This is a genomic window from Pseudoalteromonas luteoviolacea, from assembly GCF_001696455.1.
Classification (GTDB): domain Bacteria; phylum Pseudomonadota; class Gammaproteobacteria; order Enterobacterales; family Alteromonadaceae; genus Pseudoalteromonas; species Pseudoalteromonas luteoviolacea_C.
Genome location: NZ_MAUJ01000002.1, coordinates 389,774 through 405,180 on the forward strand (window position 1 = coordinate 389,774; position 15,407 = coordinate 405,180).

Here is a 15,407-nt window from a genome sequence, read left to right on the forward strand (position 1 = left end):
TGTTGTATCCAAGACTGTACTTTTTCTTGCCACTATGGGGGCGAAACCTAAACGCTCGCCGCTTCAATACAAATTCATTACAACTACATTAGCGACTAGGGTTTGAAATAAATTCATACAACACACATCGGTTCATTTCTCGACCATGTCACTATTGTAAAGACAAGAACGATGGCTATAAAATACAATCATTCTCATTTTAGAAGACCCTTGCCAGTGAACAACCATATATTAGTCGTAGAAGATGACATCACGCTCAACCAACAAGTTTGTGCATTATTGAGTAATAGAGGCTATCAAGTGGATTGTATCCACGATGGAGAGCAAGGGCTTAGCCAAGCACTGGCTGTTGACTACGACTTAATCATCCTAGATATACGATTGCCAACAATGGAAGGGTACGAAATTCTAGCACAGCTCAGAAAAGTGAAGCACACACCTGTGCTTATTTTATCGGCGTGTGGTGCTGAGCAGGAACGTATTAAAGGGCTCAGTTTAGGGGCTGATGATTACTTATCTAAACCCTTCAATCTAGATGAGTTAGTACTTCGAATTGAAGCAATATTGAGACGTGTGCATGCACTGCACACTCAAGCCAAAACACCATTTGAAATAACACTATTAGACCTTCATTTAAATAGGCTGCAGCAGCAAGCCTACTTTAAATCAGAACCTGTGGACATTACTGCAATTCAATTTAAATTGCTGTGGCAACTGGCGCAAAACCACAAAGAAACCCTGAGCAAAGCCTTTTTATATCAAAGCGTGTTAGAACGTCAATTTAGCCGCTATGACAGAAGCTTAGATATGCACCTAAGTCGGCTGCGTAAAAAGCTGGTTGCCGTTGGTTTAAGCGCAGAATCAATCAGTACTGTGCACGGAAAAGGCTACAAGTTACATGTTTCAGTTTAACGCTTCTTACTTTTTTCGCCTCTGTACGTTAGTGATAGTGGGATCAATCATTTTATTTGGGGTAATTGACTACCTAGTTAATCACACCGAAATTAGAATGAGTCAAATCAAAGCGGAAGACCAGCAAACGCTTATTGAGATTGGCGCTCAAGCAGAACAATTGTATCTAGCAGGCGACATGGAGGCTCTGAGCAATTACATCAAGCAAATTGAGCAGCAACATAATACATGGATTGCCATTGTTAAACGGGAGTTAACACCTCTAGCCGGCACGCACTTAAAGCAATACTATTTGGATGAGTTCGTACTTGGCCGTGATGTAAGGTGGAAAATCCACCTGTATTTTGCACGAAACCCCGTGATGGACATTCCTTTTGCTGAAAATGGTACCCACTTTATCATTCAATTACCGAACAGCATGCGCCCAGGTAATTACTGGCAAATCACTTACCTCATGTTACAGTTTGGGATCCCTTTAATTGTACTCGCTGGAATATGTTTAGTCCTGTACCGTGCAATCATGAAGCCACTCAAACAACTAGAACAAGTCACTCGCGCATTTGCTGAGGGAGATTTGGATAGTAGGATTGGCGATCGTATCTCAAGTAGAGACTTTGAATTTAAACAAATTGCCGCAACCTTTGACAAAATGGCCGACTGTACCGCAAATACCATCCGTGCACAAAGGCAGTTTATTGCGGACTTTTCCCATGAAATACGTACCCCAATAGCACGTATAGAAACCGCCATTGATTGTCATAAGTCTGGGTTATCAGAGACCGAAATGTTAGAGCGCGTTGCAAAAGACACGGCGACGATGCGTGAACTCGCCGAAAATACCCTGACTTTAACATGGCTTGAGAATGAACGGTTCTGTCCAAACACAGATACAGATAACGCCGACTTTGACGTAGTCGATTTGGTAGAGTGCATTGTTGATGAGGTTAAATTTGAAGCACCTCACATAGAATTCAACTTAATGCTACCGGATACACAAGGAATAACCTCAGATGCAAGAGTGTTAGGACAAGTAATTGAAAATGTTCTAAGAAACGCAAGCCGTTACGCGACACAACACATCAATATTCAATATCAAAATAACCAACTTTCGATTTGGGATGACGGGCCCGGTGTGCCAGACGGCGAGCTTAAGTGTATTTTCAATCCATTTTATCGCAGCCATGGATATTCTCACACACAGCCAGACAGTCACTCTTTTGGACTGGGCTTGGCGTTGTGCAAAAGGCAAATGGAGCGAATTAATGGCGGGATATACGCGCGCAATATGCCTAAAGCAGGACTGTGCATTTTGATCCAACTTTAGGCCTTTCAACCTCAATTCAATTAAGTGTCATACGAGTGAAAATCAAAGTGTCACTGTAAATGTAACAGTTGTAAAAGTACTTTGGTTTCCACAGATTTTGTGAATAATACGCATCGTATTGATAACTATTTTCATTTAAGATAAAGGAACACACCAATGCAGTTTGGTTTTTCTCGCTCAGCAATCGCACTTGCCGTGGCTTGCGCAACGGTTAGCTCACCAATCGTTTTTGCAGACGATCAACAACAAAAAATCGAAGTCATCGAAGTACATGGTAAAGTGTCTGATGCAGACATGATCATCGACCAAACTGACCTAACACAGCTTCAAGCCAATGACTTGTCAGATATTTTTAGATCTCTGCCTCAAGTCTCAGTTGGAGGGTCAAACCCGATTGCACAAAAAATTTATGTGCGAGGCTTAGAAGACACTATGCTCAATGTCAGCATAGACGGTGCACTGCAAGCGGGTTATTTGTTCCACCACCAAGGTCGTTTATCAATTGAACCTGAGCTCTTAAAACAAGTAGATGTTGTCGCAGGCGCTGGTGATGCAACGTCTGGCTCAGGCGCTTTAGGGGGTGCGCTTAGATTCAAAACCAAAAGTGCTGACGACCTACTTGCACCAGATGAGCGTTTCGGAGCACTTTTCAAACTAGGTTACTACGGAAATAGTGATGGCTTCAAAGCGAGTTCAACTCTATATGGACGAGCCACCGACGACATTGACGTCCTGTTATCTTTAATCAAGCGCGATACTAAAGACATGGAAGATGGTCATGGTCAGGAAATTCCATATTCGGCGTCCGAACAAGAAGTTGGTTTTGCCAAGATAAGTGGAGACTTAACTGGCACACAATCGTTCAGTTTTAGCCACGACGTACGCCATGATGATGGAACTCGCTTATTGCGTGCTCATTGGCACCCAAGTAAAAAGAACTTCCCACTGGCTCAAGAAAGCGAACGCAATACGAGCACATTGAATTATTACTATGCCCCAAAAGGCGATTTAATCGACCTTGAAGTAAGTGCTTACAGAACACAGAATTCGATCACACACACTCACCCTAAAGGAACAGACCGAGCAGGTAATGTTGCCCAAAACACTTACTTTGCAGAGTATGACTCAACAGGGTTTGATGCACGCAACACGTCTATTTTTGACGCGCATAAAATTGTTGCGGGGCTTGATTATCGCAGTGACGAAGCAATGCTTGAAGACCAAGGACTCGTATATGAGCTTTCAGGTGTAGAAGAAGGTAAAGTATACGGGGTTTACATACAAGATTACTTCCAAGTAACCGAACAGTTTCAGCTTAGCGCTGGTGTTCGCTATGATAAATATGAACTGACTGACGATGATAAACAGGATTTTGACTCTAGCGGATTTAGTCCTAATTTAAACTTAACATATGAGATTACTCGCGAGTTTTCAGTAAATACAGGCTATGCAAAAGCCATTCGAGGCCAAAAAGTAAAAGAGTTATTTGTACTTGGTTACTATGACAACGATAAAAATATGCGCAAAGAAGTCGCAGAAAACGTCGAACTTGGTTTCAAGTATTTGGGAGATAACCTCGTTGTTCAAGCAGATATATTCCAATCTACCATTGATGATGCAGTATCAACGGCTAAAAACCTAGAAACACAGTCACCTTATTTATTTAGCAATGTCGGTGATTTAGAAAATAAAGGTTTTAACATTAACGGTCGTTATAGCTTTGACCAAGCAGCTGTTTCTTTCGCTTACAATAGCAGCAGACCAAAATGGAAGTCACACATCAACCCAGCGCTTGTTGGCACTGCAATCTCTGACCAGGATTGGTCTATTGGTACCTCTGTGGGTGACACGCTGACACTTGGCGTTGATTACTCGCTGACTGATGCACTGGAAGTAGCATGGCAAGCTCGTTTCGTTAAAAGGCTAGATGACGCAGGCACATATGTATGGGACAACACACAGCTTCCTGAAAAAGCTGGCTATAGTGTGCATGACTTGAAAGCCACTTGGTACATAACGGATAACGAAAAGGTCAAACTGGACGTTGCTATCAAAAATATCTTCGACAAGTTTTACTACGATCATGCGACTTACGCAGCACTTGGACCGATTGATACCGGAGTTGCTGAGCCTGGTAGAGATATTCGTGCCACAATTACTTGGCAACTATAAACCATCACTTAGCGGGACTCGTTAATGAGTCCCGCTCGCCATTTCACCCTTTTGCATTTTCAAGGTCTTCAAGTATCTATGAATTCTTAAAATAACATCGCTTTACTTTTTGCTGTAATACGTTGAAAGATACTTTTCTACTAGGGCATACTAAAATTCCTTTTGGTATTTTAGATAAAGGAACACATTACATGCGGCACAAAATTCACGTCATTAACAATAAAAAAGTCCTCGCACAGTTTTCATCTGTCGCCTTCGGAGTTTTAGCTCTGTCAGCATGCTCATCTATCAATTTAACATCTCATGAGATTGCAAGTCAGCACGTCACTGCTCAGTGTAGGGGTCAGATTGAACAGCACGCTGAGTTGCAACTTCTCCCCAATGCACAAATACCACAAGGTGTCGTTCAGCCAGTCGGCAAAGGCGGTTTATGCAAAGCACAGGTCTTTATTGCTAAAGAAGATATCACGATATGGCGTGCTTGGAACAGTGAATACAGTGGTTCAAAACTTGGAAAGTGGTGGACTTTTAATAAGCCACTAGGCTCTATTTCAAAGTACCGCAGAGAGAATGTAATTTGCCCAAGTTATTCTCCTTTAGATATGTTGGTGAGCTGTAAATTGAAAGCGGGTACTCAAGTTGTTATCGGCCCCGGTCAAAGTGCACAATGTAGCGAATATTTTACCTACCCAGCCTCAAAAACAAATCAAATCTATGTCGCGGATGCAACAAATGTAGTGTCAGAGTGCCAAACCTATGACGGGCGATTTTCTTGGCAAACCGAACCCACACAAAAAGTACAAGCAACGGACTCACAACTACAATAAGCAAGTCTGGTGCTGCACTTTTGTTTCGGCCCCAATACAGCGAGTAACCCATAAAAGTTACTTGCTAATCAAGCTCGCAAATCAGCTTAGTGCAAGATTTACGCACAAACATTGTCCATAAGTTCACATGCCAAGCGTCGTCTTTATGTCCACTTGGTAATTATGACTTACATGCAATATTTAATTTATTCAGTTAAAACTCATGGTTGATGAATTATTTTTGTGTTTTACAATTAAAGAAAGCTACAAATTCATAACTATACGGCCAATCTCAACATTGAAATTAAAAGAACGTTTTGGTGCTTTGACTAAAGCACAACCTATCCTAATCAATCGTTACCCTATGTACGCGGCATATCTCTTGCTGCTGACTTCTGCATTCTTGTGCTACTACCCAATCCATTATGTGATGCAACAAAAATATGCATTAGGTATGGCTGTGGTGATTGTCATTGCCGTTCTGGTTTTAACAGCAGCAAGATTAATTCAAGGTAAATTGAGTGTTTGGAAGTGCTTTTTGATTTGTGCCGTTGAAGGCGCAATGTTGATATACCTATCCATACAATCACCACTCATTTCCGTCATTTGGCTACCAGCCTTTCTGGTCGGCATGTTTATGATGTTTCCTTTTAAAATGGCTTGCGTTATCACTTCTGGGTTTTGGCTAGTACTGACCTATCTGGGCTTTTTACAACTAGATGTTGAACTCGCACTGCGATCTGCGATGTCATCTTGTCTTGTCATGATGCTGTGCGCGGTGATAGTAAAAACCTACAATGATGCCATAACGATAGCGGAGAGCGTGGCTGTGAAAGATCCGCTCACAGGCGCACTTAATCGAAGAACCTTGGTTGAACAAGTCGAATTAGAATCAGAGCGTGTCAGCCGCTATGCACAAGTGTGTTCAATCATCATGATAGATCTAGATAACTTCAAGACTTTAAACGATAAGTTAGGACACGGTGTCGGTGATGAAATGCTCGTTGGATTTGTAGAGCTTATCAATGAGTATACACGCCGCAATGACAAGCTGTTTCGCTTAGGTGGCGACGAATTTATGCTTTTATTACCGGGTATGAATGAAGAAAACGCCAATGCATTTGTCGCACGTCTACAAAATTTAGTTCCTAGTAAGTTAACAATGGATTCGGTTTCTTTAGGAATGAGCTTTGGTGTATGCGAGATTACCGCAAATACTTCAGTAGAGGCACTGTTAGAAAAAGCAGATAAAGCCCTTTATGAAAATAAACACCAAAGAAAACAAGAAAAATAAATTTTCAGTTTAAAGTTAGATACCCATGAATTTTATACTTTTAATTTTCAATCATGAAACTTAAATTACAAAGATAAATAACATATAGAATTTTTTAGTTTACTTTCAAAAAACATAGTTCTAACCTGAAAGAGCAGTTTATCTTGCATAAGGAAATAAAAAATGAAAGTACAATTAAAAAAGAAAAGCCTAAAAAAGCTCAATGAAAATAACCAACTCGGCAATCAAGCAACACCGCAAGTTGCTGGCGGCGGTACCGAGTACTCTGTATTCCCACAATGTAGACCATCGAACCCAGTTATCTGCTATACCGAAGGCGGTTGGCAAGGCTGTGTTCCAAAATAAGATACTATCGCTTCTAAAAGCTTAACCAAGGGAGTGATACTCTGTATCGCCCCCTTCAACCAAGCGCTTTTACTCGTTAAATTCGGTTCTGTTTTCCTAAACGCAATTCTTGATTTAACTGCTCAAACCCTATTTCACTTATTTTAAGTACCAGACTTTGACGCTTAACACTTAGCTGAGATACTTGCCTTGAAACTACATCGTAAATACGCCATTGACCTGCTTCACTTTGCCTGAACTTTAGGATCAATTGAGCATCGCTCTGATTAGCCCTATTTATTTTTATTGCAGCCTCCGCAAACTTGCGGCCTTTATTGGTTTGTAATGTGCTGAGTGCAATTTTAGAATCTTTATATTCAATTAAAATTTTTGCATACATTTTAATAAGTTGGTTTTCTATTAACCCCGTAAACTCATCCATCTGTTGCTTATCTAAGTGACGCACATGTTTACCTAGTAACTTTAAAGATGAAAATCGCAAATCTAAATAAGGGGCAAGTTCATTGCTCACGATTTGTCGGGCTAACGCTTCTTGTTCAACTTCAGGCGCTAGATTTAAATCTTCGATTCCATTCATAAGCTGTGAGCTCAGTTTGTGAGCCAATACAGAAAACGGCTCTTGATCGTGCGTTTCAACGGGTTGCTGAGCAAACACCTTTGCGCTTGTAGCTAAACTCCACAGTAACAAAGCAGTAATAATCAACTGGCTGTTCATACGCGCCTTCCTATTCAATAAGCTTTTTATGATTTACATCATACAGCGTAATTAACCATTAAAAAGACATCAATTAGCACATTATTGATTCCTTTTAGGCACCAATAAAATTCGTTAATAAAATCAAAAAGCTATTATATAAGTGCCAAATTGACACTAATGAATTGAGTTTTTATATACATAAATCAACAGAAAAACGAAGGAGAATACGCAAAAACATTAGGTACGGCCAATATGAAAAAGATCTCTGCTATTATTCTTTCATTGCTAATCTCAAGTTCTGCAGTGGCGTCAAACAGTCATGGTTATGGCATACATTATATTCATGGTGAAGGGGATGTTCGTGGTATAAAACTCGCCTACGAATACCATGCTGCTGAATTATTACCAAGGGACTGGCACAATCTCAGTCTGTACTTTGAATCAAGCGTCAACTTTTGGCGGTTTGGAGACAGTGGTGACTATGACCAAAATCTTGTATTAGCTATGTCACCTGTATTCAGATACCCAATCGCAATGTATCACGACAGGCCTTTACAAGTTGAGTTTGGAATCGGCGTTGCCCTACTTGAAGATACGCAATTTGCTGGGAAGAATGTCAGTACCCATTATCAATTTGAAGACCGAGTAGGGTTAGTTTATGAACTCGGCCAAGCTAATGTGGCACTTAGGTATATCCACTACTCTAATGCAGGTTTTAAAAGCCCAAATCCGGGACTCGACTTTTTATCCCTTTCATACTCTTCAAAATTTTGATGTCACTGTTGGAATGAAAATGAACGTATAAGCTGTCAGCTCCCTCAACTTTTTTGTGCTATCAAGTCTAAACGCCAAAACCTTAAGAACGCACCTTCAAAGCGACATACCGCACGCAACTTTGGGGTACCGGCAGCAAGTAATGAATACACAGTGAGCGAAGATGGCTCAGATAATGAGCGCTGCTAATTTCAGCAAATTGAAAAGTTAGAAGACGATTCCAAAAAGCTGAACCGTTAGCATTCAATTAAAAAGCCACATTAATATGTGGCTTTTTAATTGAGCTATTTATGCTCTATTTTGATGACTGGTCGCTTCTGCCTTGCACTTGTTAACAGTGAAGCCAATGCCTCTTTGACACAGTCAGCATCAAACTCAATTAGCTCTATATCTGGTACTTTAATTTGCCCAGAGGTAACATCCGCCAGCAACTTTTGCCCCATAAAACTTAAGTGCTGTTGCGCGCATAAACTGTTTGCAAGCCAAGCACCACCAATTGAAACAACCCCAATATTAGGCGCTTTTTCAAATAAAAGATCCTCAGGAATATGGCCAAAACCATTAAGGCAAGCCATACGGCCGCAAAATCTTAGATGCTTCAAATCTTCTATAAATGACTCGCCACCTGGCGTATTGAGCATGCAATCAAATCCACCTGCACCGATTTCGCGCTTAACCTGATCACATACATTGTCTGACTCACAATCAAATGCGAAGTCTGCACCAAGCTTACGCAGCCTTTTGTGATGCTGTTTTTGAGCAAAAGCAAACACTTGAGCACCTTTTTGCTTCGCATACTGAATCGCAAAATGGGCAACAGCGCCTTGTGCACTATTAATCGCCAGCGAGTCCCCTTCTTCTAGCTTTAACTTTTCTATTGCTAATAGTGCTGCCATTCCTGCATTGGGTAATATAACGGCCACTTCTGGCGCGATATCATCAGGCAACTCACACACCGCATGGTTTGGTACTACAGCGAACTCTTTTAACATGCCTTTTTGTGCCAAATTAGCATTAAAAAGCACCCGACTACCTGCTTTTGGAAATACACCTTTGCCCGCTTTCATTACGGTGCCAACTGCATCGAGGCCAAGAATATGAGGATATTCCCACTGACTAAAACCATCTCTAGCCATACGTGCATCCAAGTGATTCAAAGCAACGTACTCAATCGCCACAAGCAATTCATTATTGCTTGGCTCTGGCATAGCGTGCTGGGTCATGACTAAGTTAAACTCAGCACCCGGTTTTAGTAATTCTATTGCCTTCATACTCGCTTTTTCAATAGACATAATTACACGTTTCTCCGCAATTGGCGCAATGTGCGAGTATTAAATACTCGCAATAAGTGCCTGTGACCATTGACCGTTGAGCTCACCGTATACGTCAACCGATGCATTCAGTAGCTTATTTCGAATGGCCATTTGTGATTGTTGCGCTATTAAAACATCTTGACGCGCATCCAACAACTCAAGATACCCTAACTGCCCTTCTTGGTAGCCAGCACTCGCCTGTAAATACGCCTTATTTGCTGCATTCACTTGAGCATCAACATACCTAAGTTGTAACTTTGTTTGTGCCAATGCTCGAAGAGAATACTCGGTCTGAGCGAGCACCTTGGTCAATGTCTGACGGTACTCATAGTAGCTCGCTTCTGTTATCGCTTCTTGCCTATCCATTTGCGCTAACAACTGAGGATAGCTAAACAATGACCAGTTTAAGCTAGGCGTAACTTGCCAGCTAGACTGCGTATCATTGAAATTCGCACCTGTCGGGTTAAGTACGCCAGCAAACGCAGAAAAACTGATGTCTGGATATAAGGCACGTTCAGCACTTTGCGTTAACAAGCTCTGCTGTTTTAAGCGTGCAACCGCACTTTTAACATCACCCCGTTGCATTAATGCATCTGAGGCAGATTTTACACTGACCGATATAGACAACTCTTCAAACTGCGGCTTAGTCAGTACCACTAAATTTAGTGCGTCAACTTGCTTGTTAACTAACACCGCAATGGTTTGCTCCACAGCAGCAAGTTCAGTTGCAATTTCTGGCAACCTCTGTTTATGCTCAAAGTACTGGGATTTAGTCCGATTGAGTTCAAGTTCAGTCGCGACACCTTCTGCCACACGCACTTCAATGATTTTTATCGACTCTTCTAAAGCATTTAACTGTTCAACAGTTAGTTGACGAGTTTGCTGTAACGCCTGCCAATTTAAGTAACTTTGAATACTGGCGGTAACCAGCTCTCCAACCAACGCTTGGTACTGCGCTTGACTAGACTCTGCGCTGGCTGCGGCGGCATCTGCAAGCTTGGCAATACGCCCTGATAAGTCGACTTGCCAACTCAGCTCGCCTCCCGCAGTGATTGATTCCTGCACACCGCCTTGAGGTGTTAGGAGACTTGGGGTATTTGTGCGCTGCGCACTTACATTCAGGTTACCTTGTGGCAATCTTGCGCGCTGCGCTTCAGATAACCCAGCTGCGGCGGCGCGCAACCGCGCCGCTGAAGCCTTTAAATTTTGATTCTCGGTTAGCACTCCTTTAACCAAATTATTAAGCGCAGCGTCTTCGAGCTGTTGCCACCACAGGGCTTCGTCCGCTTTTGCTACTGACGTTAAACGCGCCATGTTGATTACTTGGTTGTTAAACGAATTTTGGCTTAGTGCTACTTGTCGCTCATAAGAAGTACTTGTACATCCAATTACACTCGCCATTGCCAGACCTAGCATTGAGATTTTAATCAGTTGCATTTTATTGCTCCTTTGGTGTGACTAGGCGATAAAAAACAGGTGTAAACAGCAGACCGAATACGGTCACACCAATCATGCCAAAGAATACGGCATTACCCATTGCCTGACGCATTTCTGCACCCGCGCCCGATGCTAATACTAGCGGTACGACCCCTGCTGTAAATGCAATGGAAGTCATCAGAATAGGACGCAATCTCAAACGACATGCTTCAATAATGGCTTCTAGGTGTGTTGCACCTTGTACATGCTTGTCTCTTGCAAACTCCACCATTAAGATTGCGTTCTTCGACGCCAATGCGACCAGTACAATCAAAGCAATTTGCGTAAATATGTTGTTGTCGCCACCTAACATATAAACCCCTGCGAGTGCTGAGAAAATAGTCATAGGCACAATCAAAATAATCGCCAGTGGCAAACGCATACTTTCATACTGTGCCGCCAGCACCATAAATACTAAGACCACAACCAGAGGGAACACATAAACCATTGTATTACCGGCTAAGATTTGCTGATAGGTTACTTCTGTCCACTCAAAAGCCATGCCGTCAGGCAGTGTTTTTGCCAGTACTTTCTCAATCGCTTGCTGCGCTTGATCTGAGCTGTAACCCGGAGCTGGGCTGCCATTTAATTCAGCCGTAACATAACCGTTGTAGTGCATAACTCGGTCAGGACCCGTTGTCGCTTCAACCGTCACTACCGAACCTAGCGGTACCATGTTACCAGCAGCATTGCGGACTTTTAGGTTATTTATTTGTTCTTTCTTGGCTCTAAATTCTGCGTCAGCTTGCGCTTTAACCTGATAGGTTCTGCCAAACAAGTTGAAATCATTTACGTAAACCGAACCTAGATATACTTGCAGTGCATCAAAAACCTCTTGAAGTGGTATGCCTTGTATCAGCGCCTGTTCACGGTCGATATTAATGTCCATTTGCGGTACTTGAACTCTAAAGCTTGAGTAAATACCCGTTAATGCAGGGTCCTGCTGCGCAGCACCAATGGTTGCCTGCAATGCTGCGAATAACGCTTCGAACCCTTGGTTTGCACGGTCTTGAATTTGCAATTTGAATCCACCCGTTGTACCCAAACCTAGGATTGGTGGCGGCGGAAATACCGCAACAAACGCTTCATCAATGGCCGCAAAGCGCATGTTTAACTGCATGGCAATTGCCTGAGCCGACAAGCTTGGATCATTACGTAGCGCAAAGTCATCCAATGGCGTAAATACAATGCCGCTGTTAGTACTGTTTGTAAAACCGTTTACTGACAGCCCTGGGAATGCCACCGTATTTGCAACACCCGGCACTTCAAGAGCAATTTCTTGCATTTGACGTATCACTTCTTCAGTTCTGTCTAAACTTGCTGCATCAGGAAGCTGAGCTACTGCCACCAAATACTGTTTATCTTGCTGCGGAATAAACCCACCCGGAACCGAGTTAAACAAACCAATGGTTGAGCCAACAAGGCCTAGATACACCACGCCCACAAGGACGCTCATGCGGATTAGCTTTTTAACAAGCGCTTCATACCCTTTTGCACCTTTGTCAAACATACGATTGAACGGTTTAAACAACCAAGCGCCAAATAGCTTGTCTAACACGCGTGTTAGTCGATCTTTCGGTGCATCGTGTGATTTAAGTAAAATGGCTGACAATGCCGGAGATAGCGTCAATGAATTAAATGCTGAGATTAAAGTCGAAATGGTAATCGTCAACGCAAATTGCTTATAAAACTGACCTGATAAGCCGGTGATAAATGCTGTTGGGATGAATACCGCACATAATACAAACGCAATGGCAATGATTGGGCCAGTAACTTCAGTCATGGCAATTTTAGTGGCCTCATATGGGCTGTGGCCATCGGCGATATTACGCTCAACGTTTTCAACTACAACGATGGCGTCATCAACGACGATACCGATCGCAAGTACTAAGCCAAATAGAGACAGTGTATTAATGGACACACCTAATAGTTGCATCACTGCAAAAGTACCGACTAAAGAAACAGGCACCGCAATTAATGGAATAATAGACGCACGCCATGTTTGTAAGAATACAACCACGACCACAACCACAAGCAGAATGGCCTCAAGCAGCGTTTTAATTACCGCATCAATTGAACCACGTACAAATACTGTTGGGTCGTAAGCAATCTCGTAAGTCATACCTGCAGGGAAGCTTTTTTCAAGACGCTGCATCGTGTCACGTACATCGTCCGAAAGCTCTATCGCATTGGTCCCCGGACGCTGAAATACCGGCATCGCAAGTGCAGGCTGATTATCTAACATCGCACGCAGTGCGTAGTTTTCTTGGCCAAGTTCAACACGCGCAATGTCTTTTAAGCGAGTTAGCGCACCGTTTTCACCAACTTTAATGATGACTTTTTCAAACTCTTCGATGCTTTCTAAACGACCCTTTACATTTAGAAGAATCTGAAATTGGTTTTCTTCCGGCGTAGGCTGTGCACCTAATGAACCCGCCGCAACCTGTTGGTTTTGTGTACGCAGGGCGTTTACGACGTCTGATGCAGTTAAGTTGCGCGCAGCAAGTGCGTCTGGATCAAGCCATACACGCATCGAGTACTTCGCGCCACCAAATAGTTGTAAGTCACCAACGCCAGGTAAGCGTTTTAACTCATCTTTAATGTAAAGATCAGCATAGTTTGCCATATACGCCGTGTCTTGCTCACCATTAGGAGATACCAAGTGTACAACCAATGCTAAGTTTGGAGAGGATTTTTGGGCAGTCACACCTAAACGTTGTACCTCTTGTGGTAAACGAGGCAACGCATTGTTTACACGGTTTTGAACCTGTACCTGAGCTTGGTCAAGATCTGTACCTAACGCAAATGTCACAGTCAGTGTTAAACGGCCATCACTGGTTGCTTGCGAACCATGGTATAGCATGTTTTCTAGCCCATTGAGCTCTTGCTCAAGCGGGGTAGCCACAGTTTGCGCAATGACTTTCGGGTTTGCACCAGGGTATGTTGCATTCACAACAACCGTTGGCGGTACAACTTCTGGATATTCGCTGATCGGTAATTGAAACAGTGAAATCGCGCCGGTGATGATAAAAATCATCGACAGCATGGCCGCGAATATCGGCCGATTTATAAAAAAGTGGGAAAATTTCATGACGTTCTCTTAGTTTACAGCGCTTAATAAAACAGGTGAAGAATCAGACTGCTTCAGTACAAATTGCGTATTTTCAAACGCTAGGCTCACAGAGTTTGGCGTGATAGGCATACCAGGTCCTACTCTTGCTGGGCCATTTACCGCAATACGGTCGCCTTCCACTAAGCCGGCTTTAATAGCGCGATATGCACCGTATCGCTCGCCAAGCTCCACTAAGCGATATTGCAATACGTTGTTTTCATCTATGGTCAATACAAAACGATTTTTAAGATCTGTACCAATGGCACGCTCTGGGACAATTGCCATGATTTGTGGGTCTTGTGCACCAATAGAAATACGCGCAAACGCACCCGGTTTTAGATTATGTTGCTGTGCATCGAAAACTGCTCGCACGCGCAAAGTGCCCGTTGTCGGGTTGATTTCGTTATCGATGAAGTCTAACTTACCTGCGATTTGCTTTGTTTCACCTAGACGTTGTAGCTGCACCGTCACTTCATCTTGCGCAGTGACGCCAGCAAATTGGCGGCTCCAAGTGCGCTCATCCACATCGAAATAGGCGTAGATCTCTTCATCCGAAACAATCGTCGTTAGCTCAGTCTCGCCGCCTTTGACATAGTTACCTTTGGTGACAACTGCGCGCGAGATTTTACCTGTGATTGGTGCTGAGACTTGGCTGAACTCTAGATCAAGCAACGCGTTTTGCAGCTGTGCCTCAATGGCGTTTTTGTTGGCGATTGCACTGCGTAGTGTTGCATTACGCTGCTCCGCTTCTTCTGTAGAAATCGCCTTTTTTGTAACTAAACGATTAGCACGCTGCGCTTCGCCTCGCGCCTGCTCTAACGTAGCTTCTGCGCTGCCAAGCTGGGCTTTAAGCGTGTCAATTTGCGCTTCAAAAGGCCTAGCGTCTAGACTGAACAATAACTGGCCTTTATTAACTCTTTCACCTTCGGTGAACGCCATTTTTTCAATTTGGCCAGATACGCGAGGTTTCAAAACAACGCGCTCGGGGGCTTCTAAACGTGTAGTAAACGTGTGCCAAGACTGAACTTGTTCCAATTGTACATTGGCAACATCAATGGTTAGCGGTGGCGGCTGCTGTCCTTGCTGTGCATTAGACTGACCACAACCACTTAACACAAGTGCGAGGGCCACTGCACTTAGAGTAAAACCTAACTTTTTCATTTTTTGCTCCGCTGGGAATTT

Annotated in this window: 12 protein-coding genes; 7 read left to right on the forward strand and 5 right to left on the reverse strand. The window is 43.0% G+C overall.

Annotation, left to right across the window (positions count from 1 at the left end; all coding sequences use genetic code 11):
• The first annotated feature begins 171 nt into the window (after nucleotides 1-171).
• The 6 genes from A7985_RS10285 (at nucleotide 172) to A7985_RS10310 (ending at nucleotide 6,853) form a co-directional block, all read left to right on the forward strand.
• Nucleotides 172-912: a response regulator transcription factor gene (locus A7985_RS10285; protein ID WP_065790366.1), complete on the forward strand. Its 741-nt coding sequence runs from the start codon at nucleotides 172-174 to the stop codon at nucleotides 910-912.
• A complete protein-coding gene (locus A7985_RS10290) occupies nucleotides 899-2,236 on the forward strand; it encodes a HAMP domain-containing histidine kinase (protein ID WP_065790367.1) in 1,338 nt (445 codons plus the stop codon). The genes A7985_RS10285 and A7985_RS10290 overlap by 14 nt, the downstream gene beginning before the upstream one ends.
• Before the next feature lie 156 nt (nucleotides 2,237-2,392).
• Nucleotides 2,393-4,408, forward strand: a complete 2,016-nt coding sequence (locus tag A7985_RS10295) for a TonB-dependent receptor domain-containing protein (RefSeq protein WP_065790368.1) — start codon at nucleotides 2,393-2,395, stop codon at nucleotides 4,406-4,408.
• Nucleotides 4,409-4,599: 191 nt separating this feature from the next.
• Nucleotides 4,600-5,235, forward strand: a complete 636-nt coding sequence (locus A7985_RS10300; RefSeq protein WP_065790369.1) for a hypothetical protein — start codon at nucleotides 4,600-4,602, stop codon at nucleotides 5,233-5,235.
• 277 nt (nucleotides 5,236-5,512) lie between these two features.
• Nucleotides 5,513-6,508, forward strand: coding sequence for a GGDEF domain-containing protein (locus tag A7985_RS10305; protein WP_176716722.1), 996 nt, complete (start codon nucleotides 5,513-5,515; stop codon nucleotides 6,506-6,508).
• Between the two features lie 162 nt (nucleotides 6,509-6,670).
• Nucleotides 6,671-6,853, forward strand: a complete 183-nt coding sequence (locus A7985_RS10310) for a hypothetical protein (protein ID WP_065790371.1) — start codon at nucleotides 6,671-6,673, stop codon at nucleotides 6,851-6,853.
• 76 nt (nucleotides 6,854-6,929) lie between these two features.
• Here the strand turns inward: A7985_RS10310 and A7985_RS10315 are convergent, their stop codons facing one another.
• Nucleotides 6,930-7,568 carry an MlaC/ttg2D family ABC transporter substrate-binding protein gene (locus A7985_RS10315; protein WP_065790372.1) on the reverse strand — a complete coding sequence of 213 codons (639 nt, stop codon included), beginning with the start codon at nucleotides 7,566-7,568 and terminating at the stop codon, nucleotides 6,930-6,932.
• A 234-nt stretch (nucleotides 7,569-7,802) separates the two neighbouring features.
• On the opposite strand from A7985_RS10315, the gene A7985_RS10320 reads away from it, so the two are divergent.
• Complete coding sequence (locus A7985_RS10320) at nucleotides 7,803-8,324, forward strand: acyloxyacyl hydrolase (protein WP_065790373.1); 522 nt, start codon at nucleotides 7,803-7,805, stop codon at nucleotides 8,322-8,324.
• A 284-nt stretch (nucleotides 8,325-8,608) separates the two neighbouring features.
• Here A7985_RS10320 and A7985_RS10325 read toward each other — a convergent pair whose 3' ends face one another.
• Genes A7985_RS10325 through A7985_RS10340 form a run of 4 tightly spaced genes read right to left on the reverse strand, consistent with a single transcriptional unit; the run spans nucleotide 8,609 to nucleotide 15,386 of the window.
• The gene (locus tag A7985_RS10325) at nucleotides 8,609-9,616 is read right to left on the reverse strand and encodes a zinc-binding dehydrogenase (RefSeq protein WP_065790374.1); all 1,008 of its coding nucleotides are present in this window, start codon (nucleotides 9,614-9,616) and stop codon (nucleotides 8,609-8,611) included.
• Nucleotides 9,617-9,655: 39 nt separating this feature from the next.
• The gene (locus tag A7985_RS10330) at nucleotides 9,656-11,074 is read right to left on the reverse strand and encodes a TolC family protein (protein ID WP_065790375.1); all 1,419 of its coding nucleotides are present in this window, start codon (nucleotides 11,072-11,074) and stop codon (nucleotides 9,656-9,658) included.
• A gap of 1 nt (nucleotide 11,075) precedes the next feature.
• Entirely contained in the window at nucleotides 11,076-14,204 is a 3,129-nt protein-coding gene (locus A7985_RS10335) for an efflux RND transporter permease subunit (protein WP_065790376.1), read from the reverse strand.
• A gap of 9 nt (nucleotides 14,205-14,213) precedes the next feature.
• Nucleotides 14,214-15,386, reverse strand: coding sequence for an efflux RND transporter periplasmic adaptor subunit (locus A7985_RS10340; RefSeq protein WP_065790502.1), 1,173 nt, complete (start codon nucleotides 15,384-15,386; stop codon nucleotides 14,214-14,216).
• Nucleotides 15,387-15,407: the final 21 nt, after the last annotated feature.